The sequence below is a fragment of the Chitinophaga sp. Hz27 genome (assembly GCF_042263525.1).
Classification (GTDB): Bacteria; Bacteroidota; Bacteroidia; order Chitinophagales; family Chitinophagaceae; genus Chitinophaga.
In genome coordinates, this window is record NZ_JBHKFJ010000008.1 from 308,820 (window position 1) to 333,056 (window position 24,237).

The 24,237-nt window shown below is 38.9% G+C and carries 20 protein-coding genes and 1 tRNA gene; 3 read left to right on the forward strand and 18 right to left on the reverse strand.

Features of this window, described 5'->3' with window-relative positions; translation table 11 throughout:
• Positions 1–9: 9 nt before the first annotated feature.
• Together ACE38W_RS20455 and ACE38W_RS20460 are read right to left on the reverse strand one after the other, a co-directional pair.
• A complete protein-coding gene (locus ACE38W_RS20455; RefSeq protein ID WP_375833980.1) occupies positions 10–3,219 on the reverse strand; it encodes a SusC/RagA family TonB-linked outer membrane protein in 3,210 nt (1,069 codons plus the stop codon).
• A gap of 114 nt (positions 3,220–3,333) precedes the next feature.
• Positions 3,334–3,918, reverse strand: a complete 585-nt coding sequence (locus ACE38W_RS20460; RefSeq protein ID WP_375833982.1) for a helix-turn-helix domain-containing protein — start codon at positions 3,916–3,918, stop codon at positions 3,334–3,336.
• Between the two features lie 96 nt (positions 3,919–4,014).
• On the opposite strand from ACE38W_RS20460, the gene ACE38W_RS20465 reads away from it, so the two are divergent.
• Both ACE38W_RS20465 and ACE38W_RS20470 read left to right on the forward strand, forming a co-directional pair.
• Positions 4,015–4,581 (forward strand): MarC family protein, encoded by a 567-nt coding sequence (locus ACE38W_RS20465; RefSeq protein ID WP_375833984.1) that lies wholly within the window; start codon positions 4,015–4,017, stop codon positions 4,579–4,581.
• A 48-nt stretch (positions 4,582–4,629) separates the two neighbouring features.
• Positions 4,630–4,701 (forward strand) — tRNA-Arg (locus ACE38W_RS20470).
• A 57-nt stretch (positions 4,702–4,758) separates the two neighbouring features.
• Here ACE38W_RS20470 and ACE38W_RS20475 read toward each other — a convergent pair.
• From ACE38W_RS20475 to gmd, 5 genes are all read right to left on the reverse strand, one after another.
• The gene (locus ACE38W_RS20475) at positions 4,759–6,660 is read right to left on the reverse strand and encodes an ABC-F family ATP-binding cassette domain-containing protein (RefSeq protein ID WP_375833987.1); all 1,902 of its coding nucleotides are present in this window, start codon (positions 6,658–6,660) and stop codon (positions 4,759–4,761) included.
• A gap of 287 nt (positions 6,661–6,947) precedes the next feature.
• Positions 6,948–8,534, reverse strand: a complete 1,587-nt coding sequence (locus tag ACE38W_RS20480) for a hypothetical protein (protein ID WP_375833989.1) — start codon at positions 8,532–8,534, stop codon at positions 6,948–6,950.
• A 197-nt stretch (positions 8,535–8,731) separates the two neighbouring features.
• Complete coding sequence (locus ACE38W_RS20485; RefSeq protein ID WP_375833991.1) at positions 8,732–9,814, reverse strand: mannose-1-phosphate guanylyltransferase; 1,083 nt, start codon at positions 9,812–9,814, stop codon at positions 8,732–8,734.
• A gap of 2 nt (positions 9,815–9,816) precedes the next feature.
• Complete coding sequence (locus ACE38W_RS20490) at positions 9,817–10,755, reverse strand: GDP-L-fucose synthase family protein (protein WP_375833993.1); 939 nt, start codon at positions 10,753–10,755, stop codon at positions 9,817–9,819.
• Position 10,756: 1 nt separating this feature from the next.
• Positions 10,757–11,869 (reverse strand): GDP-mannose 4,6-dehydratase, encoded by a 1,113-nt coding sequence (gene gmd, locus ACE38W_RS20495; RefSeq protein ID WP_375833995.1) that lies wholly within the window; start codon positions 11,867–11,869, stop codon positions 10,757–10,759.
• A gap of 144 nt (positions 11,870–12,013) precedes the next feature.
• On the opposite strand from gmd, the gene ACE38W_RS20500 reads away from it, so the two are divergent.
• On the forward strand, positions 12,014–13,300 hold the full coding sequence (locus tag ACE38W_RS20500; RefSeq protein WP_375833998.1) for a hypothetical protein: 1,287 nt from the start codon (positions 12,014–12,016) through the stop codon (positions 13,298–13,300).
• 94 nt (positions 13,301–13,394) lie between these two features.
• On the opposite strand, the gene ACE38W_RS20505 is transcribed toward ACE38W_RS20500, so the two are convergent.
• From ACE38W_RS20505 to rffA, 11 genes are all read right to left on the reverse strand, one after another.
• Entirely contained in the window at positions 13,395–14,171 is a 777-nt protein-coding gene (locus ACE38W_RS20505; protein WP_375834001.1) for a glycosyltransferase family 2 protein, read from the reverse strand.
• A gap of 75 nt (positions 14,172–14,246) precedes the next feature.
• A complete protein-coding gene (locus tag ACE38W_RS20510) occupies positions 14,247–14,807 on the reverse strand; it encodes a WcaF family extracellular polysaccharide biosynthesis acetyltransferase (protein WP_375834003.1) in 561 nt (186 codons plus the stop codon).
• A 70-nt stretch (positions 14,808–14,877) separates the two neighbouring features.
• The gene (locus tag ACE38W_RS20515; protein ID WP_375834006.1) at positions 14,878–15,768 is read right to left on the reverse strand and encodes a hypothetical protein; all 891 of its coding nucleotides are present in this window, start codon (positions 15,766–15,768) and stop codon (positions 14,878–14,880) included.
• A gap of 148 nt (positions 15,769–15,916) precedes the next feature.
• Positions 15,917–16,999, reverse strand: coding sequence for a DegT/DnrJ/EryC1/StrS family aminotransferase (locus ACE38W_RS20520; protein ID WP_375834009.1), 1,083 nt, complete (start codon positions 16,997–16,999; stop codon positions 15,917–15,919).
• Between the two features lie 11 nt (positions 17,000–17,010).
• Positions 17,011–17,688, reverse strand: coding sequence for a hypothetical protein (locus ACE38W_RS20525; RefSeq protein ID WP_375834012.1), 678 nt, complete (start codon positions 17,686–17,688; stop codon positions 17,011–17,013).
• Between the two features lie 69 nt (positions 17,689–17,757).
• On the reverse strand, positions 17,758–18,129 hold the full coding sequence (locus tag ACE38W_RS20530; protein WP_375834015.1) for an FdtA/QdtA family cupin domain-containing protein: 372 nt from the start codon (positions 18,127–18,129) through the stop codon (positions 17,758–17,760).
• Between the two features lie 2 nt (positions 18,130–18,131).
• Positions 18,132–19,193, reverse strand: coding sequence for a glycosyltransferase family 4 protein (locus tag ACE38W_RS20535; RefSeq protein WP_375834018.1), 1,062 nt, complete (start codon positions 19,191–19,193; stop codon positions 18,132–18,134).
• A 193-nt stretch (positions 19,194–19,386) separates the two neighbouring features.
• Positions 19,387–20,460: an EpsG family protein gene (locus ACE38W_RS20540; RefSeq protein ID WP_375834021.1), complete on the reverse strand. Its 1,074-nt coding sequence runs from the start codon at positions 20,458–20,460 to the stop codon at positions 19,387–19,389.
• A 4-nt stretch (positions 20,461–20,464) separates the two neighbouring features.
• Positions 20,465–21,895, reverse strand: a complete 1,431-nt coding sequence (locus ACE38W_RS20545) for a lipopolysaccharide biosynthesis protein (RefSeq protein WP_375834023.1) — start codon at positions 21,893–21,895, stop codon at positions 20,465–20,467.
• Positions 21,896–21,907: 12 nt separating this feature from the next.
• Complete coding sequence (locus ACE38W_RS20550; protein ID WP_375834025.1) at positions 21,908–22,984, reverse strand: TDP-N-acetylfucosamine:lipid II N-acetylfucosaminyltransferase; 1,077 nt, start codon at positions 22,982–22,984, stop codon at positions 21,908–21,910.
• Between the two features lie 93 nt (positions 22,985–23,077).
• On the reverse strand, positions 23,078–24,235 hold the full coding sequence (gene rffA, locus ACE38W_RS20555) for a dTDP-4-amino-4,6-dideoxygalactose transaminase (protein WP_375834028.1): 1,158 nt from the start codon (positions 24,233–24,235) through the stop codon (positions 23,078–23,080).
• Positions 24,236–24,237: the final 2 nt, after the last annotated feature.

Consider the following 24,237-nt stretch of genomic DNA (forward strand, 5'->3'; position numbering starts at 1 on the left):
GTCAGATAATTAGAAGGTGAGGTTTACATTAAAGCCATAGCTGCGGGTTGTAGGTGTCTGCAGCGTTGAAGAACCCTGATCTGCACCTGGATACTGGTCCATGTCCACATCTTTGTGTTTAGCGAAGTACAGGAGGTTACGGCCTACAAAAGAGACATTCGCGTTGCGGATGAAAGTGCCTCTCAGTAAGGTTTCTGGCAGTGCATAACCGATGGTTACCTCACGTAGTTTCGCAAATGTTTTGCTTACGAGGTTGGCTTCATTGGTTTTGTAATACACGCTGATATAATCTTGCAGGAAGGTTTTGGTAGAATTTGGCGCAAACTGCATCTTATCTGCGTTGGTAACATTACCATTATTATCATATTGGATAGGTACACCGTTTGAAATCACGACACCTTCTCCCTGCCATGATTTAACGCCTTTATAATCCTGGTAACGGGCATCACCCATTGCACCTTGAACGGTAAGAATATTACGACCACCGCGGAAAGTCTGCTGCTGGATATAATCGATCATGTTACCACCAACACGTCCATCAAACTGGAAGCTCAGTGATACGCCTTTATAGCGGAAAGTATTATTAACGCCCCAAACCCAATCTGGATTTGCATAACCAAGTTTTTGGTTGGTTGGATTTACAATAGGACGGCCATCGTTACCATTGATAATTTGTCCATCTGGCGTACGAACGAATTTAGTGCCATAGAATGCATCCACCCTATCCCCTACACCAACAAATGGCGTCAGCTTTGTCTGATTTCCATAGATACTAATATAATGTTCTTTAAATGTAGACCAGTTGGCGGTTACATCCCATGTAAACCCTTTCTCTGAACGGATTGGAGAGCCATTCACTGCAACTTCCCAACCTTTCTGGCGAGTAGTAACACCATTCACCAAAGCACCGGAATAACCAGTAGAAACAGGTAAAGGCAGGGTATAAATTCTTGGGCCATTTGTATTATTATAATAAGTAACGTCTACGCCTAAACGATTTTTCATAAATCTCAAATCCATACCAGCCTCATATACCTTACTGGTAAATGGTTGCAGGCTCGGATTCGGGATCAGCTGCGTATAATAAGCACCTGCCTGGGTTTGATAAATTGGTGTTACTGAATAGTTTGCAGAGTTCTGGAAGGTAGGACCATCATAAGAAGATTGATACTCTGTACCATAACCTAAAGGATAGGAAGCCATTGGTGTAGCACCGATCGTTGGTTGAGTAAGACCGCCTTTTACGTTAGCATAAGAACCTCTGAATTTCAGGAAAGAAATAAACGCCGGCAGGTTTACATAATCGGATACTACGGTGCTCAAGGCCACAGATGGATACCAGTAGCTATTGTGACCGGAAGGCAGGCTGGAGTTCTTATCCAGACGATCTGTCAAGGAGAGCGTTGCATATTTTCCTAAATCAATATCTACAAAACCATAAGTACTCAACACAATCATTTTAGCTAGATAGTTGGTTGCATACAACGGATCGCGGGAGTTAGCGAAGCTATACCATCCTGGTGCATTGAGGTAGTTAGTAGAAGTAAAGCTGCTATTGAATTTATAAGAGCGGATATTACCACCTACAGAAGCGTGCACACCAATTTTATGCGGGAAGATATTGGTGTAAGTTACCAATGCATCTGTGTTGTTTTCAAACAGGGTGCGTTTATCTTCTCTATAGTCGCCCTTGCCTTCTTCGCGGCCATAAGGGTGTGCAGAGTAAGGCATTTTCTCATTACGCATCAGGTCATAGGCAGTCACCTGGGTACGCACGAGGGCTTCTATCTTATCAGTAATTTTATAGTTCAGTTTCACATAGCCGTTGAGGTCAGTTTTATAGTGACCGCGCAGCCATTCATAGGTCATGAACCAAGGGTTGTGATAACGCTGATATTCAGCGTAGATAGACTGAATACCTTCTTTACCAGGCTGCCAGTAGTTGCGCATATCGTCCATGCTCCAGTCGGCGCCTGCCCAGATGAGTGTATTATAGATAATACTGTTTGGCCCGTAGGTCACATCAGGGAAGTTGTCTGTGTATTGGCGGTTATAGTTCAAATAGGCATCCAGTCGGAGGCGTGGGTTGAAGTTATAACCAGCAGAGATATTGAAGTTGGTGATATTCAGTTGTGTATTTGGCACCAGACCTTTCTGGTAGGAATGAGACAGGGAGAATCGGAGATCTGCTTTGTCTGTATGACTGGAAACCGCGAGGTTATTGGTGCTGAGCATACCTGTTTGCAGGAAGCGCTGGAGGTTATTTTTACCGCGTGCGATCCATGGCGTACCTGTTCTTTTACCAGTGGTAGGGTCTACAGGGCTATCATATTGAGGGATCAGCTGACCTTCGAATTTAGGTCCCCAAATATCGTAATCGGCATCATTGATACCGCCGCCTTTACCATCACCGAATGCATATTTACCGTGGTCGCCGGGGCCGTATTCATCCTGTACTTTAGGGATGGCGATAAAGCCTTTATTGAACATGGTACTGGAGTTGAAGTCGATGGAGAAGCCGCGTTTATCTTTAGATCCTTTTTTAGTGGTGATCATGATAGCGCCATTCACGCCGCGGGAGCCATAAAGAGCGGAGGCGGTAACGCCTTTAAGTACAGTATAGCTTTCGATATCATCAGGAGAGATGTTCCAGGTATCGGAGTTGATGGGCACACCGTCTACTACATAGAGGTTGATGTTGTTACCACGGAGGAGAACCAGTGGTGGGCCTAACAGTTCGGCGGAAGCGCCTACGGTGAGGCCGGCTACTTTACCTACGAGGCCATTGACAGGATTGGGTTCGCGGGCTTTGATGAGGTCCGCGCCTTTAACTTCCTGAACGGCATAGCCTACACGTTTTACTTCTTTACGTATACCCAGTGCCGTTACCACTACTTCATCAAGGGCTTTTTTATCGCCCTGGAGTTCGATGGTAACATTGTTTTGTCCATTGAGTTTGTACTGTTCGGCGGTAAATCCGATGAAGCTCACCAGCAGGGTGGCATCGGGAGCGGCATTGATAATAAAGTTTCCGTTTACGTCACTAACAGTTCCTTTGGAAGTGCCTAGTACTTTGATGGAAGCGCCAATGATGGCTTGTTTATCTTCCTTACTAAGCACTTTCCCACTGATGACCTGCGCGTTTGCTGTGGCTGCGGTCAGTAACAGCAATAGAAAAGTGCATAGCCGTGCTGCGGCTCGTTGTAGATTTGAATGCATGGCAATTTAGATTAGGGGGGTAAAATTTACCATGCAAAGGTTATGGTCGAATATGACCAAAATGTTAACCTATACTAAAATTTATGTTAAGTATTTATAAATACACTTCCCTCCTTATTTATCATTATCGAGGAAGAAATACACGACGAGGATTTGGGCATCTGTATCGCCGATATTGGCGGGTTTGTGGCCCAGACGGCCATCGAAGAAGAGGGAGTCGCCCTCTTCGAGGAGGTATTTTTCGTTATCGATGAGATATTCTACCTGTCCTTTAATGATATATTTATACTCGTAGGCATCTGTTTTAACGAGTTGTGATCTTCGGGCACCTTTTTTTAGCTCCAGCAGTACGATATCAACCGGGAAGTTCTTCACATTTTTTGTGAGGACTCTTTTGTATTGAAATCCTTTAGCCGGTTCTTTTTCAAAAGCCTGATAGGAGGCTTTTTGTTTTACGATGACTTTAGCGCCTTGTCCTTGCTGATCGATTTCGTTGAAGAATTCGTTCATATCCAGGTTGAGCGCTCGGATAATATTGATTAGCACCAGCAGAGAGGGCACGGTACGGTTATTTTCGATCTGCGAAATCAGGCCTTTACTAACATCGGCTTTATCAGCCAGTTCCTGAATGGTAATGCCTTTAGATTTTCTTTTTTCTTTGATTTTATTGCTGATCTGAATAATAATATCCTCTGTCATATTCACACTTATATTAAACAAATATAACCAGAATTGGGACTGTACTATAGGAATTCTGGGCGTTCTGCATATATTTAGGGAACTAAAATAACCTTGATGTTCAATATTGGCCAAATTCTGACTATTACCTTTACGTTATTTGCGGTAATTGATATTTTAGGATCAATCCCAATTCTTGTATCCTTAAAGGAAAAGCTGGGCCACATAGATGCCGGCAAAGCCACTTTGGCTTCGGGAGTGTTGATGATATTGTTTTTGCTGGCGGGCGAGCCATTTCTGCGGTTGATGAGTGTGGATGTAAATTCATTTGCTTTGGCGGGATCTATTGTGATCTTTATCATTGGTTTGGAAATGATATTGGGCATTGAACTTTTCAAGAGCGAGAAAGATGCCAAGGCTGGAAGTGTAGTCCCAATTGCATTTCCGTTAGTGGCTGGGTCTGGGACGCTTACAACTATTATGTCTTTGAAAGCCAATTTCGACACTTACAATATTCTTACAGGTATTGTGATAAACCTCATCCTGGTGTACGTTGTGTTGAGGAGTCTGAGTTATATAGAGCGGCTGTTAGGCAAGGCTGGCCTGATGGTTATTCGTAAGTTTTTTGGGGTAATTCTGCTGGCGATTGCAGTGCGGATATTCAAGGCAAACATCAATCTTTAATGTAATTTGGGATTATTGGGCAGAAAATGTAGTTTTGCCATCCTTCATGGCCTCGTAGTACAATGGATAGTATAAGAGTTTCCGAAGCTCCAGATCCAAGTTCGATTCTTGGCGAGGCTACAAAAAAACCGGTTTCAATGAAACCGGTTTTTTTATTTTATAATAATTCAACATCTTTTAACCAGCCATCTCACTTAATTCCAGCCAGCGCATTCCTTTTTCATCCAGGAGAGCGATTACTTCTCCAATGCGGCGGGACAGCGGTTCTATCTGTTCATAAGGTAGTGTTCCGGAAGATAATTGCTCATCGAGCTGCTTTTTCTCTGCTTCTAAAGATTCAATTTCTTTTTCTAACAACTCCAGTTCTCTTTTCTCTTTAAAAGACATCTTCTTGGCTTTAGTATCTACAACAGGAGTAGTTGCAATACTGGCTTGCTTTTCAGGCTCTTTCCTTGCTTCCGTAATTTTACGTCTTTCGTCTTCTCTCTCTGCTTCTCTATATTGGGTATAGTTTCCAGGATAATCTCTGATATTTCCTTCTCCTTCAAAAACAAACAAGTGGTCTACTAGTTTATCCATGAAATAACGGTCGTGGCTCACGATAATCACACAGCCTTGGAAATCCTGGAGGAATGACTCAAGTATGCTAAGTGTTGGCAGGTCAAGATCGTTGGTAGGTTCATCTAGTACCAGGAAATTCGGATTGCGGAAAAGTATACTCAGTAGGTGCAGACGGCGTTTTTCACCGCCACTGAGTTTAGATATAAATGTATATTGCTTTTCTGCAGGGAACAGGAACAATTCCAGGAACTGCGCTGCACTTACTTTGGTGCCATCCGCCAGTGGAAAGTTTTCGGCGATATTTTTCACAAATTCTATCACGCGCATATCTTCCTTAATTTCCAGGCCAGACTGTGAATAATCACCAAATACAATGGTTTCACCCACATTGATTTTACCAGAATCTGGTTGTTCCTTTCCGAGGAGCATATTGATAAAGGTAGATTTCCCTACGCCATTTTTACCAACTACACCAACACGTTCACCTTTTTTGAAAGTATAGTCAAAACCTTTCAGGATAACGAGATCGCCATAAGCTTTATAAACTTTTTTAAGTTCAAGGATTTTACCACCGAGTCTCGTCATTTTCACGTTCAGTTCCAGCTGTTGATCCTGAATGCGTGTAGTAGCTTTTTCCTTTACTTCATAGAAATTATCCTGTCGGGATTTAGATTTGGTGGTACGGGCTTTAGGTTGTTTACGCATCCACTCCAGCTCTTTGCGATAGAGGTTACGGGCTTTTTCTACAGAGGCTTTATCACTATCTTCTCTGGCAGCTTTCTTCTCCAGGTAGTTTTCGTAATCACCTTTGTAAATAAAAAGCTGTTCCTGATCCAGTTCCATAACCTCATTACAAACACTATCGAGGAAATATCGATCGTGGGTTACAAGCAGCAGGGTTACTTTTTCCTGGTCGAGGTAATTTTCCAACCATTCGATCATTGCTACATCGAGATGGTTGGTAGGTTCGTCCATAATGAGGAGAACGTGTTTATGTTCAAATCCTATATCAATCAGTACTTTGGCCAGGGCTACCCTTTTTTGCTGGCCTCCTGACAATGAACCGATAGGTTGATCAAGTTTATGAATATTAAGTTTACCAAGAATCTGTTTCACTTTAGAATCGAAGTGCCATGCATTCAGCTCGTCCATTTTTGTTATGGCAGCAGATAACTTTTCAGGGTCAGGTTCTAATCCTTCTTCTGTGAGTAGTTCATATTCTTTGATGGCATTCAGTACCGGATGAGAATGATCGAATATATTTTCAATAACAGATTTAGAAAGATTGAAGTCTGCCTGTTGTTCCAGCATGACAACAGTTACATCTTTATGAATCCAGACTTTCCCTTCATCCGGAGCTTCTTTTCCGAGGAGGATTTTAAGCAATGTGGATTTTCCTGCCCCGTTTAAGGCTACCAGGGCTATTTTATCGCCTTCTTCTATATGGAATGAAATATTCCGGAATAAAGGTTTTACTCCGAACGATTTTGTAAGTCCTTCTACTGTAACGTAATGCATTTGGCGAAGTTATAAGGATAATTTCAATAATCCAGCTTAGCACCCAATGAGAAATGGAGGGGGACCTTGGCTATTCGGATATTTTTCGTATATTCCATAAAGGATATGTGAAGATTGGTCGCTGGTTTCTATCCTGCACCTATTGATTAAGTTTTTTCTTAATAAATATAGTTCTGCTACGGCAGCAATTAGCATCGGCCTTAGTCCATTATCCTTGCCCCGATCCGCTCAAGATAAAAAGCCCTTACGTAACAACGTAAGGGCTTGCGTACTTTTATAAAGGACTGTTAAAAATCGTAGTAGAACTGCCTGAAGGTGCTTCTCAATCCGATACTGAAGATGAGGTCAGTAGATTTATTAAGATCATTAGTCACTTTTCTTGCTGCTAAGGAGGTTTCTATTCTCAGGTTGTACTTAGGGTTAAGTACATAAGCGATAGTACCTTGTGCATAAAGCAGGTTGGTTTTTACGCCTTGTCCGATGTAGTTACCATAATCATGCACCCTGTTTGTATAAGGTTTGGAGATGTCGTGTCCGTAATTGGTAGAGGGATCTGGATCATCACCATATTTGGAGTACATGATTTCTCCTCTGCCATACCACCTTTTATATTTATAAGTTGCGATACCCAATACTTCCCAGAAATTGGCTCCTAGTGGGTGAGCCAATGATTGGTTATAATGCTCATAGTTAATCAATGTGCTCTTATACGAGTATGTATAAGGTCTTACAGCGTTATATTCTCCTTGCAGGTCTAAGTTTTTCACTTTAAACAAGTCAAATGAGCGGAAACCTAACTGCCATGATTGTTTGTTGGCCCACCAGCCTTTACCGCTAGTCACCTCTTTCAGTTTGAATTCGTCTAGTACCAGTTGCCCATATAGTGTGGTTTTGGGCAAGACTTTGTATTTCATATTTGCTCCTACCAGTGCATTATCTGAAGAACCTTCAGAGAATTCAGCTGAGCGGAGGAAGATGATTGGGTTCATATAACTCCAATCAAAGCCTCTTTTTCTTCCGGAGGAATCTGCATCTGGCCAGATAACGGCGTCGAACAATCCGATTGTAACTTTCTTGCTTACATTCCAATCAAGGAAGTGGAAAACGCCCCATTTCTTATAATATCCAAGATCATCATATGCCTGAGCGAAGTCTTTGCTATGTTTATCCATGAATTGCGCCCACATGGCTGTGTATTGTACGCTTCCCAGTGTTCCGGTAATTTTCAGGTAAGGATAGCTGAAAGTAATATCGGAGAGGATAAGTGATCTGTAACCATCACCGATGAAGTTAGTACCATAACCTGCGGTCAGGTTAAGGTATTTATTAGGTGTATAGGATAGTAATGCATTGGCATAGTTGAAGTCAAAAGCTTTACCGTCGCTATAGTCTTTGATACCACCTTGTCCTGGAACGATTTGGTTTTTCCTGATATATTGATCAAGATAATAAGGGAATTTTCCCTGGTTCTCGTAGAAAGAAGATTCGAAATAAAATTTGGTCCCAATATTTGCCTGTATGATAGCTCCACGGGTATTCAGCCAATTGGTTCTGCTTCCGTCTCTGGACTTACCTACTTGAAAATCCGGGAGGAAATCTATGAATACGTTAAAGTCTGGCTGGCGGAATTCCAGCAGATGTTCATCAAATAATTTTCTGTGGACAAGGCTTCGTTTAGTCGTATCCGGATGGGTATACATAGCGCTTGTATCCACATGAAGTATTGGTTTAAATGCCGTATGATGATTACTGGTATCGATATACAGTTCACGAATATTCTGATAATTATACGGCAGGATAACTGGTAATTTTTCTTGAGCGAATGCTGCATTGGAGAGGAGTAGTAATACTACAACCCTGGCTAGATACTTCATTAATTTTGTTTTGAGATAAAGGATTGGCTACACAGAATCAGGCTACACAAACACATATTTGACAATCGCTGGTATGACGTAACAGTCTTCCAGTGCTTCAAAGATAATGTTTTCGTAAGAATGAAGTGACAGTAAGGGATCAATAAACAAATATCGTACATCCGGTAACGTTACCGAATGTACGATAAAAAAATATGTTAGAGGAATTTCTCCAGGTTTTGGTTTTTCAGTATTTCAGTAACTTTTTTGATTTCCTGTTCATCCTGTTTGGGATAGATGAGCAGGACATCACCATCGTCGACAACGATATAATCTTTTAAACCTCTTATTACGCCGAGTTTTCCGGCAGGCAGATGGATTATACTGTTATAAGTATCCTGGAGCTGAATATCTGGAGCGCTGCTTACGTTTTCCTGTTCATTTTTTTCTGCCACATCATACAGCGATGCCCAAGTACCTAAGTCGCTCCAGCCGAAGTCTGCAGGAATGGTATATACGTTATCTGCTTTCTCCATGATGGCATAATCAATAGAAATATTAGGGGATTTTGGATATTCCTGATTGATAAAATGCTGTTCCTGGTCGGTATTATACTGATTATTTCCTGCGGCGAAGAGGTCATATATTGCCGGCGCATGGTGGCGGAAAGCATCCAGGGCTGTTTTTACATTCCAGATGAAGATACCACCATTCCATACATATTCGCCACTGGCAAGGAATTCCTGTGCTTTTTCCAGGTTAGGTTTTTCTGTAAATTGTATTACTTTATGAACGCCGTCGGTTCCGGTTTTATCATATTTAATATAGCCGTAACCGGTATCAGGACGTGTTGGTGAAATCCCTAACGTTACTAAATATGGTTGTTGGGCTGCTGCTGCAAGACCTTTTCTAATATTCTCTATAAAGATATCTTCATAGAGAATAAAGTGATCAGAAGGGGCCACTACCATATTAGCATCAGGATTCATGGCAGCCAGTTTGCTGGTTGCATAGGCGATACACGGAGCGGTATTATTCCTTGATGGTTCACAAAGAATATTTTCATCTTTTATACCTGGCAATTGTTCTTTCACCAATGCTTTGTAGGTGCCATTGGTAACGATGTAGATGTTGTCAGCCGGACATAGTTTAAGGAATCGGCTGTAGGTAAGTTGTAATAAGGATTTACCTATGCCAAGAATATCAATAAACTGTTTGGGAAAGTTATTCCTGCTTTTAGGCCAGAAGCGGCTTCCCACTCCTCCGGCCATTATAAATACATAGTTTCCAGTGTTTTCCATACTTATTTCGTGGACCAATTATTATTTTTAACTTCTTCGTAAACTTTTCTTATTCCTTCTTCCAGGCCAATAGTAGCTTTCCATCCATAACTATTTAATTTGGTAACATCCATTAATTTGCGTGGTGTACCATCAGGTTTGGAGGTATCAAATACTAGTTTTCCTTCAAAACCAACAATTTTTTGGATAAGGCGAGCCAGGTCACCGATACTGATATCTTCTCCTACCCCGATATTAACAAGGCCTTTTTCATTATAATGCTGCATCAGATAGAAGCAAGCATCGGCCATATCATCTGCATGAAGGAATTCACGTTTAGGAGTTCCTGTTCCCCAGATTACAACTTCTTCCTGATTATTCACTTTTGCCTCGTGCATTTTTCTAAGCATTGCAGGCAGCACGTGGGAATTATTCAAGTCATAATTATCGTTAGGGCCATACAAGTTGGTAGGCATTACAGAAATGAAGTTACAGCCATATTGATCGCGGTAAGAGTCGCACATTTCAATTCCTGCAATTTTTGCAATTGCATATGGCTGGTTGGTTGGTTCCAGGAGACCGGTTAGCAGATATTCCTCCTTTAGTGGCTGTGGCGCCAGCTTAGGATAAATGCAAGAAGAACCCAGGAACATTAATTTTTTGACGCCATTAAGATAAGCATGATGGATCACGTTATTCTGGATCATCAGATTCTCATAAATGAACTGGCCTCTGTAGGTATTATTGGCGATAATACCTCCTACTTTTGCTGCCGCTAAAAATACATGATCTGGCTTTTCTTCGCTGAAGAACCTGGCAACTGAAGCCTGATCTCTCAGGTCCAGTTCAGACGAAGTTCTTACAACGATATTATTAAACCCATCTTTTTTCAGTCTTCTTACAATGGCAGATCCCACCATTCCTCTGTGACCGGCAACATAAATTTTATCCTGACTGTTCATGTTATTCAAATTGATTTAATACTTTATAGCCATTATCCTTCAGCAATTTCTCTCTTCTGAACAGTTCTACGTCTGCCTCCATCATTTCTTTTACCAATGCTGGCAGGTCATATTTAGGCTTCCAGCCCAGTTTGGTAGAAGATTTGGTAGGATCTCCTATTAAGAGTTCTACTTCCGTAGGTCGGAAATAACGAGGATCTATCGCTACTACTTCCTGTCCAGGTTTCAATGGACAATCCGCATTTTTATTTGCTTTTACGATACCTTTCTCATCAACGCCTTCCCCTATAAATTCAATTTCTACACCGACTTCCTCAAAAGCCATGCGGATAAAGTCTCTTACAGTTGTTGTTACGCCGGTAGCGATAACGAAATCCTCTGGCGTATCCTGTTGGAGGATCAGCCACATTGCCTCAACATAGTCTTTAGCGTGCCCCCAGTCTCTTTTTGCATCCAGGTTACCCATAAAGAGTTTGTCCTGCATACCCAAGGAAAGCTTAGCAACACCACGGGTGATCTTCCTTGTTACGAAAGTTTCGCCGCGGAGCGGGCTTTCGTGATTAAAAAGAATACCATTGCAAGCAAACATTTTATATGCCTCACGATAATTAACCGTGATCCAGAATGCATACATTTTAGCAACAGCGTATGGAGAGCGAGGATAAAAAGGTGTTCTTTCTGATTGAGGAACTTCCTGTACCAGGCCATATAATTCGGACGTAGAAGCTTGGTAGATACGGGTTTTATCGGTAAGTCCAAGAATACGCACGGCCTCCAGAATCCTCAACGTACCAATGCCATCCACATCTGCGGTGTATTCAGGGGCTTCAAAGCTTACCTGAACATGGCTCATGGCTCCAAGGTTATAAATTTCGTCAGGTTGAACTTCCTGTATAATTCGGATTAGATTAGTACTGTCTGAGAGGTCTCCGTAATGTAATTTGAATCGAACATTACTTTCATGCGGATCTTGATATAGATGGTCTATTCTATCGGTATTGAATAAAGAGCTGCGCCGCTTGATGCCATGAACTTCATAATTTTTTTTCAAAAGAAATTCGGTTAAATACGCGCCATCCTGGCCAGTTATACCTGTGATAAGGGCTCTTTTCATTAAAAAGATATTTAAAAATTTATGCTGACAAATTTAGGGCATTATAGTTTTTATTCAATAGTTATAATAAAAGGTCCCCAATTTTAACGGAGTTGCTTTAAATTTGAATAAATATTCTCCAAATATAGCTCAAAGTAAAGTCTTATGAATAAAAAAACAGTACTCCTTGGATTAAACGAATTAAATTTTGAATATATCAAGATTTATTGTGAGCAGTCTCTTTTACCAACTTTCAACTATTTATTTAAAAATTTTGGCTTTACTGAAACGACCTCGGAATCTGAGTACAAATTGCTGGAACCTTGGATCCAATGGGTTTCTGTGCATACTGGAAAAACATACGCTGAGCACCAGGTATTCAGATTAGGAGATATTACTGAAAGAAAAGACCTCAAACAGCTGTGGGAGATATTGGAGGAGAAGAACAAATCTATCGGCGCTATTTCCCCATTCAACGCGGATAACAGGCTGAAGAATCCAAAATTCTTTGTACCAGATCCATGGACGTCCGCTCCTTCCAGCGGTAGCTATTTACTCAAGAACTTGTCCATGGCGGTGCAACAAGCCGTAAATGACAATGCCCAGGGCAAACTTACGGTTAAATCTCTGCTCACCTTATTGGTTGCCTTAGGCACCTATATCTCCCCGGCTCGTTATAAAGCTTACCTGTCCTTGATAAAGGATCGTAAAAAAGCGGGTGCTAAAGCCATCATTCTGGACAATATGCTCAGCGATGTATTCATTTACCAATGGAAGAAACATCAACCCGATTTTTCTTCTCTTTTCCTGAATGCAGGCGCTCATATTCAACATCACTATCTTTTCAACTCCAGTTCTTATGATGGACAATTTACAAACCCTGAATGGTATTGTCCTAAAGGCGAAGACCCACTGCTTACAGTTCTTACGCATTATGACAACACCCTCAAACAATTACTGTCACTGGATGTAAATCTTTATATCGCCACAGGGCTTCATCAGAAACCTCACAAACACTTGACATATTACTGGAGGTTGAAGAACCATATTGAGTTTATGAATATCATAAATATCAAAAACTACACAACACTTCTTCCAAGAATGTCCAGGGACTTTCTGATTGAGTTTGGAACTCCCAATGAGGCCTTGCAAGCAGCGGAATTACTGGCATCCTTTACCGCGACTACAGATGGTAAAACCATTTTTGAAATCGACAACAGAGGCAACAGCTTATTCGTAGAATTAGTATATCCTGAAAATATTGAGAAAAACTTCAGTATCACTTCTCCCAAAACTGGTGAAATAAAGAATTTTGAAAACTACATCGCATTTGTAGCCATCAAAAACGGAGAGCATGATGGTATCGGATACTTAATGGCTAATAAAAAATTAGATGTCAAACCGCAGATACCACTGACCGAAGTACACCATTTATTACTCAACGATATTTAATTTAACTACAACAAAAAGGGAAAGCTGAAATACCGGAGATGATCTCCTGTTATTTCAGCTTTCCCCTTTTATATTTTATTACGTGCCTAATTTATTATCTTACCCGCTTTGAAGCAAATACCGGGTTAATAACCTCAAATACTTTCCGGAAATATTTAAGCGAGAGGATAAACATATTTGTTGAAATACCATTTTCCTTACAAGCACGTACGATTTCCTGATTCAGTACATATCTGCTCTTAATAGAACTATTACTCACGCCGCCTGTACGCATATATACGAGACAGTCATCAATGTATTTATACCGAACTTTGTTAACATAGATGAAGCGAATTAACAACTCATAATCGGCACAAATTTTATAATCAGGTTTGTAATCACCCAATTGCTTATATAATTCTCTTTTTACATAAAAAGATGGATGCGGAGGCATAAACCCTAGTCCAAACTTTCCAGGCTTCCAACCTTTGGAAGAATAATATCTTACAACCTTGTCTAACCGGTTTGGATTGACAAAGGCAATATCAGCAATGACAGCATCCAGTTTCGTGTCTTGATTAAATGCATCAACAATGTTCTTCACTACGTTCTGATGTACAAAGAAATCATCTGCATTCAAAATCCCCACTATATCTCCAGTTGCCATAGCAATTCCTTTGTTGATGGCATCATATAATCCGTTATCTTTTTCAGAGACATACTTTGCGATACCATCTTTATATCGCTCAACAACGGCCATGGTATCATCTTTAGATTTACCATCAACAATAATGTACTCTATATCATTATGCGTTTGAGATAATACAGATTCAATGGTAGAAGCTATAGTGCTAGCTGCATTATATGAAACTGTAACAATTGAAACCTTCATACACTTTTTTTGTGGTGGTCATTTCATTTAAGTTTTAAAAATGCCCGCTTATTATTATAGTAATCTATTTCAGCATTAACCTTCAATCTTTCTTTTTCTAACCAATACAGCAGGAACTCCAGTATAGATACCATATGCTTCCATATGTTTACTGGTCATTGAATTGACTGTCAGAATTGAATGTGATGCACAAGTAACTCCAGGACAAACGGTACTTTTTGCCCCTATCCAAACGCCATCTGCAAGGGTAATTTCGCCTACGATCAGATCAAAGGATGCTTTTTTATAATCATGGTTCCCTGTGAGCAACATTGCTCCTTGAGAAATACAAACATTATTTCCAATGGTAACCTGGACTAGGTTATCAATCCAAATATTTTCTCCAAGCCATACATTGTCTCCAATGGTAAGTCTCCAGGGATATTTGATATTAACACCAGGTTTAATAACAACATTTTTCCCCACCTTTGCTCCAAACAATCTTAACAATCTTACTTTAATTCCTGACAACGGATTCAGTGGATTGATAAAACACAAGCAGTTTACAAAATACCATAAAGTCTGAACCAAGGTCGACTTTCCTGGGACATAATCTCTTTTAGTATAAATGTCGAAATTGACATTTCCTTCCTGCATAAAATTGATTCTTTTTAATAGTCTGAAATTCATTTCAGATTAAGATGGTTCTACAAAAAGCTCCATTGTCTTAGATGCTGCCCCCAATGCCTTTGGGCTGATCGTATCTGGACTTCTTTACTGCATAAAAAATCGATCTTACGATTTTAAAGCGTTTAAGCTTTAGCTTAACGAATGCTGATATAGATTTGGAGACTGTTCTTGTAAATATAATGGTCCTTTCTACAGGTTTTTTCCCAGTAACCATATCTTGTGCAGCAGCAAGTAATTTTATGTAGGGAGTGTACGTATACTTTAACCAGTCTGAAGAGATTTTCATGAAAGCAGCATCAGCCTTAATTTCATTGCCATCATCTACAAATTTAAGTCCTTGATAATGATAGAAAATTACAGGCATTGTTTGAATCGGTGCTTTCTTTGTTGTTAACAATACCTGACCATTACTTTCATGGGCTTTAAATAATGCAAAATTCCAGGGAGCAACGCCTACGCCCGGATGCGTAATTACACATACATTATTGAATTTTTCTTCAAAGTATTCCAGGTATTTCTGATCGCCATAGCGCACATCTTCCAGTCGGGCGTAACACCACTCAATGCAGCTTTTTCGCCACCAGTCAAGTGCAGCCATTCCATCTTTATCATTTCTGAAGAAAACGAATTGTACACAATATTTACCATATACCATGTAGGATTTTTGATCTGGGCTAAAATTGTGAGAAGTAATACCTACAGACTTATTTTCAAGTTCCTGGTAGATGGGATCTGGAGAGGAAAAAAACAGCATATCAGCATCCAGATAAGCACAGTTATCAAGGCCGAAGTGTTTGATAGCGTGCCATATGGTAGATGCAGTGCATGTCCAGCAGTATTCCGCAATCGTCCTGTCGGATTTTACTGCTAATAATTCTGGTGTTTCAAATTCAGCTTTGCTAATTATTGTTGCATGTTTCAGATTCAAGCTATTCAGAATTGAAACGGCTTTATCATCAAAGGCGAAGATATAGAGATGAAAATCTTTGCAATGCTTTTCAAGTGATTGATATAAAGTGATTCCCCTAGTTAGGTAATAAGAATCAAAAAGTGTACAAAAGTTATATCTCATCGTCTTAAAAATTATTTGCGGTTTCAATTACTTTCATCACATCCTCTTTTGTATGAAAATATGAGATGGGTAAACTTAAAGTGGTAGCATGAATTTCTTCTGAAATAGGGAATTCTCCTTCAATTATTCCTTTCATGGCTAATTGCTTATTAGGAGAGATTGGATAATGAATTTCTGTTTTAACCCCATTTTCAAGCAAATAATTGCGAAGTTCATCTCTTCTAGGATGTCTGATATTAAAGATGTGGTAAACATCGAAGTAATCAGGATGCACAACTGGCTTAATGAAATCGTTGTTCAGATGTTTCAGATATAGATCAGCTAATTCCCTTTTATGAACGTTAATAGAATTTAAGGATGCTAGTTTAACAGATAGAAACGCAGCTTGCAATTCGTCGAGGCGGGAATTGAAGCCAACATAATCGTTGACATATTTTACTTTGGAGCCATAATTGCGCAGTGCTTTTAATTTTTCAGCATGTGCATCATTATTAGTAGTAACTGCACCCGCATCACCCAAAGCGCCAAGGTTTTTGGTAGGATAAAAACTATGAGCACCAAACGCACCGAAGTTACCAGCCATTGTTGATTTGAATGTGGCTCCCTGTGCTTGGGCGCAATCCTCGATTACATGAAGTTCATATTTTTTTGCAATAGCCAATATGGCATCCATATCACAGCATTTGCCATAAAGATGAACAACCATAATGGCTCTTGTTGCTGGAGTAATTTTTTCTTCGATCTTTAGCGGATCAATATTATAAGTATTAATGTCTGGTTCTACGAGTACAGGTTTCAGTTGATTTTGAACTATTGAAAGGATTGTAGCGATATAAGTGTTTGAAGGAACAATTACTTCTTCACCTTCATTTAAATCTAAGCTCCTTAGCGCAAGACTAAGAGCGTCGAGGCCAGAGGCCACCCCGATACAATGGCGGGAGTTGGTAAAACCGGCATATTCTTTCTCAAATGTACTTACACTGTTACCTAGGATATACCAGCCAGAATGCAGTACATCCTTAAACCGGGATGTGTATGATTCAAAAAACGGCTGGTTTAGTTTGCCTAGATTCTCGTACTCAATCATTAAAATAATTTTTATATTTTCTTTAAAAAATAAAATTCACGATCTGTGAAACATTCTTTTGAAATAGTATAATATCCATTCCACAGTTTACTAAAGGCGGCCTTACTCCGAGAATAACCGCAAAAAACCCTTGATTTTCCTTTTAGCAAACTTATTAGAATGACTTTTACTTCTGACAGCACAGTGTTGGAAGTAAGGAGTTGTGCCGGGATAAAACAGATATTTTGGATGTTGGATTTACTGCAATTTTCAAAAATTGCTTTTAATTGTTCATCTTCAAATTCTGTATCGATCCGAGGGAACAAAACCAATGTTTTATGATCAGCAGGCAGAGGATCCTTCAATGCATCATACCTAATTACATCATCAAAAATACCAAAAGTTTTCAGTCTTGATACGGATGGATTATAATCAGATACCACCACATGCAGGTCTGATTGATTCTTGATCTGATATTCCTGCGCCGCTATACCTGAGCCTATGGAAAATACTTTATCAATTCCCAATCCAGCGGCTTCATTAATAATTACTTTTGCGGTTTCAGCATGCAATCCACAGCCCATTTGTTTGATATACTCTTCCCGCTTATGTGGGAGAAAATAAGAAGGCTCGGTTTCATCATTTCGTAAATTTTCCCAATTAAGTGTTTTGTGCTGTTTGTTGAATACGCCGTAGTGTTTTATTTTCATAAGGAAGTAATTTTCAGATTTAACGAATAACCTCAAAATCCTCAAATGCACTCCCTCAGATGGTATATTCTATTTATAAGGTTCATGGATGTAGTCGTTCGCATCAAAATAATCTGAGGCGAAAACCATTAGGATACAGTCCTTGGTGAAATTATCCATCCAGTGATAATCTTCAGGATTAATGATTAGACATTTTGAAGGCGTGTCTAAATGAAATGCTTCAGCTGGTAATCCATCTCCGGATTTGTTCATAATCCTGCAAGCTCCTTGAATCGCAATTGCAGCCTGAATAGTTTTCTTGTGTCTATGGTTTCCTCGTACAGAATCGTCAACCCCGTAAATGTAAAATACTCTTTTTATGTCAAAAGGAATAACTTTTTCTACAACTGTAAGGTTTCCTCGTGCGTCTGTATACGTTTTCAGATCAATTATGTTAGCCATGCCTATTTTGATTTTACATAGTTTATTGCATCTACAAACCCAGCAACCATATGTTCTGGGGTGCGGTTATTATAATAGAATTCCTTTGCGCTTTCTCCCATTGTAATATACTTCTTACCATTATCCTTGATATCAGAAAGTATTTGTACTAAATCCTGATATTCTCTATAAAGTATTCCTGTTTTATTATTATCAATGTTTAAGCGTTCGCCTCCTGTTATTGCATCATGGCGGGTAATAAAAGGCACACCATAAGCCATACTGGTCAGCACCGAAAGTCCTGCCTGACTGGGTGAAATACAAGCAAAAGCCCTCATGAAGTAAGATTCAAGCACGGTATTATCGTAAATAGGGCCCAGTAACTTAATCTGATTCTCTAACCTATTTTCCTTTACCCAATTTGAAATATTCTCTAATTCATCACCACCACCGATAATATTCAGTATTGGTAGGTTGGTAGATTTATTAAATGCTTCCTGATAAGCTTCCAGCAATTCGGAAATTCCTTTTTCTTTATACAGGGTTCCTACAAATAGGATACTGTCCTTTGTCGGTGTATCCTTTATTGTAGGGTTAACGGCCACCGTGTTGTGGGCTACAAACAAACTTTCTTTGGAGAATCCTTTCTGAGCATATTTTTCCACGGGATAATTGGAATAAAAAACCAAAGCATCCGCTTTCCGCATAAAGTAATAACGAAGAAAATCCCATCGCTTATTTTCATCAAATTTATTTTTGTAGGATGCCGAAACACCAATACCCCAATAAATCAATTTATATTTTCTTTTACCTCGCCCTAGCCCCATGAGCGACAACCAGCGTATATCTCCCATACAGATAACTACATCATAATTATCGGCTATTTCGCGTATATTCTCCACAGAAAATTGAAACGGACCTTTCTGCTTATTCTGTAATACGATTTCCTCAAACCCTTTTTTACTATCCTCCTTCTTCCCATAATGTGCAACAGTCAAGGAAATGCCTGGTTCGTTGCTTAATAAATTATATATTGGCAAATTATACCTGGCGATAATATTTTGGATAAGTAAAACTTTGATCATAATTAAAAGATGTTTGCATTCAAAATAGCGTAATTCAAATGAGCGCCCGCCCATTCACAGGCATAGATATTTTCAGCAAATATACAGCAGCCGCTGCTGACAACATATCTCTGACTTCCCCCTATTATCACTTCACTTAAATACTTTCAATAATTCATTTAAAATAAATGCAGTCAAATACTGATGTAAAAAACTAATAACCTTGTATTAATCTGATTGTCAGCATGATAGCACAATAAAAAATCAATAATAAAGTCCCAATAAACCTATTATAATTCCATTCCAGTGATTCAATGTATTTTGCAATGATCATGAATTTGAAAAACACAAAAAAGTAGTTCAATCTATATATAAATGTATATAAATCAAATAGATATATATAAATAAAAATATACAGTATTGCAAAATTGAAGCATACATTCAGGAATGAGTCATATTGGCCTTTCTTGATTAGCTCCTTTCTAGCCCAAATCAACAAACAAAATACGATTGCATTTTCGAAAATACCCTGTGTAAACTTGCTCGGAGCGCCAAGCTGTTTATTCTGAAATAAGTAGAATACAAGCTTATCGCCAATAGAAGGGAGGAAAATGTTTGCAGTTCCTTCTAAAAGCGTAAGTGGTGAGAACGGGATTATCTGCATATATATCATTAACCCAATCCCAAAGATGATCCACAACAGCCGGTTAGAAAACTTTCTATTTGCTAAAAAATAGAGTGGTAAAAGGAATAATGCAGTACGGTGAAATAGCCCAGCTAATATAATTCCAATTGCATATCTCCAAAAATCTTTGCTTATAATAAACCTGATACAAAAGAAAAATATGGCGATGGAAATCGCTTGACGTATAATACCAACTTGTATAGAGATAAAAACAAAAACAAAATAAGGTAGTAAAACCTTGTAACTATTCAGTGTTTTTTTCCTGATAAAAATATATATGAGTAACAGGATGAAAGCATTCGAAAATATGTATAGGATGGCCACATGCGCTGTAAACATTTTAAAAAAAGAGTTCAGCAGCGCATACCCGATTTCAAACTTTTCTTCTGTATCGAAAGAAGAAAAATCCCAATGTCTTAATACGGTATATAAGGGTTGTACTTTTTCATAATAACCTTCATAAATAGGAAAGTCGGAAGATTTGGAAGATAGAAAAATAGATATGCCGGCCAGGAATATCATGACCAGTTTGATCGTCAAGCCATTATCCCTGCGATAAAAACTAAATGCTGATAAAATGAGGAATATAATAACTATTAGCATATCACTATTTTTCCGGAGCCTGGGACTTAAAAATTAACGGCTTCAGATCATGCAGAATATTCTTGAAATAAAAGATTACAATAAGTCCAAGCAGCCCAACACCAATGATTGTATTAAAGATATTCCAATCAAAAAATGTACTATACCATGCGTATCCAAACATAAGCGCCAATAGCATATAAACTTTGCTAAGCTTATAGTCTACCGCAAAATATTTTATCGAAAATTGTGTACGTAATATAAAAAATAAGATGGAAGACACTGCAATGGAAATAGCGGCACCTTTTCCTTTATAAATAGGTACCAGTAAGTAGTTTCCTGCCACAGCCACCAATAGGGTAATTAATGAAATAACCATTATCACTTTTACCTTCTTGTAGAAGTTCAACCCTATAGTTGTAGTTTCTGTAAGTGTATACATCACTGGCATGAAAACCAGGAACGGAATAAGCGACACTCCGGCCTGAAACTGCTTGCCAACAATCCATCCAAACATTCCTTTACACATAATCAGTAGCACGCCTCCTGATAACATGACTAATGTGGCACCCTGGCTAACTTTACTAAAAAATGTTTTATTGGTTTCTTCTTCTCCATATTTATGGAATCGTTCATAAGAAAGCGGGATCCAATAGGTTGTAAAGGAAGTCTGCACAATCTGCAATACCAATACGATACGAAATGCCGCGGTGTATATTCCCAAATCAGTAATTGTAGCTGCTTCTTTTAATGCGAGTTTGTCAATAGACTGCAAGGCCCAGGCAATAACATTCGTAATTGCAAGCGGGTAGCTGAAATAGAAAATTTCAGATAAAGAATGTTTGCTGTCTTTATGATTGAAACCAACTCCTGCCCAGGTTTTCTTGGTAATGAACATGGCATAGAGTGTTACAACCAACAACGTTACAGACTTTGCATATACCATTATGGTATAATCCTTTTTCATAAACAGCAGAAACAGTACAATGAACACAAGCTCAAACAGTCTCAATCCAATTTGGATCATAGAATATAAGAACCCTTTTTGTTCCATGCGGACAATAGAAACTGCATAACTATTTAACACATTGATGATAGTCGTTAGCCCTAGCAAAAGGATCATCTCAGGCACGTATTCATCAAACAAATAAATAGATATCTCTCGTCTGAAAAGGAATAGGAATGCATTAATTACCAGGTATACGCCTGATGTCAGTATTAAGCATTTACTTAATAATTTATCTGTCTCTTCTTCATAAAAAAAACGGATAAAAGCCTGGTCAATACCAAACAAGGTGAACAACATCATCATGTTCAATGCCAAAGCAAACATTGATGCTTTGCCAAAGTCTGCAGGCGAGAAAAAATGCGTCAGTAAAGGAATAGTGATAACCCCAATGATGGCACCAATCCATGTTCCTATTGAAAAAGAAAGAAATATTTTTAAAACCTTCATAAATGTAAAAGGCTACTTATTAAATAAAGCGGCCCATAAATTAATAATATGTTCTTCTTTCAGCACCGCAGACACCATTTGTTTATTTTGTGCTGCAATATTATCATTAAGCGAACTGAAAGTTTGAAAATCGAGTGTTTGTATAGATGAAGTCTGGAGTAGATTAATTTTATACTCCTCTGTAAATGTATACCACAGGGTACTTTCCTGGTTAAAGAAAATCTTTTTTTTCAGGTAGGTAGCGAGAAATAGATTTCCTATAGCCTGCTGCCTGCGATGATTAAATATTACTATATCCATCTGATTCATGAAACTTATGAAGTCATTGAAATTCATATAGTCCCGAATTGCTACAAACTTATCGCCAAAGTATGCTTTACCCTGTGCAATAACGTCATCCGCATATTGATCTACCACACCATATGAGAGCAATGCGAATATTTTAATGTTCTCCTGCTGATATGGCTTAAGTAATTCCAGCATTTCAAAATGGTTATTTTCGGGAGCAGCCGAATTGCCAATCTGAATATGGAGGACGTCTCTCTTTTCCTGTTGTACAGTTGCCGCTACATTGTCTATTTCCTCCGTCTTTAAGGGAGTTGAGTACATAGCATGTTTATATGCACCAGTAGCGTTATACCATTTTTTCGCCAGATCATAGTCTCCCTTAATGGTAATCAACTCCGAAAAACGCTTAATACAAAATCTTCTGAGCCGCTCCTCAAACTTATCTTTGAGACTAATTTTCGGATATTGATATCCATATAAATCACCTCCCCAAACTGCCCAACTAGACTTTCTCAACAACCAGGGTTGTAATCTTAATAGTAGCAAGAGCAGGGGGCCAAATAAGCCATGTATGAAGATTTTCTTACTGCTATTCAGATTCCTGATAAGTCGGAAACCATACTTTAAATTTCCGAGCTTATTAATAGGATATACATTATCCTGTACAGGTATTTTTACCTTGTCCTCTGACCAACCTCGTATCACAAAAAACACATGTTCAGAAGAGTCGAAATTCTGATTTATTAAAGTAATAAAAGGAGCCGTATAAGCAGTATTTACAATTACATGCACATATTTCATTTTCCCATTGTTTTTTGTCTTTATTGTAAAACTGTCAGTTTAAAAAATACTGAGCAATGACTCCTTTCAGGTGTACAATTTGCTGAAGATTTATCAATCAGCATATTCATCAAAGAATGTTTTAATTGTATTAATGATGTAGGTAACATCCTCCTTGCTTAACTCGAAGTAAAATGGCAACCTTAGCAGACAATCAGTAAAGTTGTCGCTTGCTGGCAATACCCTTGCTGCCTGCAATGGATTTACTGTGGTATTATATTCACTTTTATGTAAGCTGAGGTAGTGGAATACACTGAAAACATTTCTTTCTTTAAGGTAGGTAATGAGATTACTACGTGTTTGCAGATCATTACATACTATATAAAACATATGCGCATTGTTGGTTGCATAGTCTGGGATCTCAGGTAATATCAGTTCTCCTTTTGCTGCAAGTTCCGCCAATCCTTCTGCATACATTTCCCAGATTTCTTTTCTTTTATGTTGAATAGCATCCAGGTTTTCCAGCTGGGCATACAGGAATGCTGCTACAATCTCTGACGGTAAAAATGAAGATCCAGTATCTACCCAACCATATTTATTGACTTCGCCTCTAAAGAATTGTGCACGGTTAGTACCTTTTTCCCAGATAATTTCTGCTCTTTCAGCAAAACGTGGATCATTTACTACCAGCATTCCACCTTCTCCAGAAATAATATTTTTGGTTTCATGGAAGGAAAAGGCTGCCATATGGCCTATAGAACCTAAAGGTCGGCCTTTATAAAATGCATCAATTGCCTGCGCAGCATCTTCAATAACCAAGAGGTTATATTTATCTGCCAGCGCCATGATTTTATCCATATCACAGGCAATACCAGCATAGTGTACCGGAACAATAACACGTGTCTTTTCCGTTATCAGTTCTTCCAAAGCATCAGCATCCATGTTAGGATTGTTCTTACCACTATCCGCAAACACAATTTTTGCACCCTCACGAATAAACGCAATTGCGGATGAGACAAAAGTGTAAGAAGGTACAATCACTTCATCTCCCGGCTGAATATTAGCTAATATTGCTGCCATTTCCAGGGCATCTGTACAAGAAGTTGTAAGTAATGTTTTTCTAAAGCCATAACGCTCTTCAAAAAATGCCTGACACTTTTTAGTATAAACACCGTTACCAGAAATTTTTCCAGAATAAACTGCCTGGTAAATGTAATGCGCCTCTTTTCCTGTTAAATATGGCTTATTAAATGGTATTAATGTGTTTATCATTG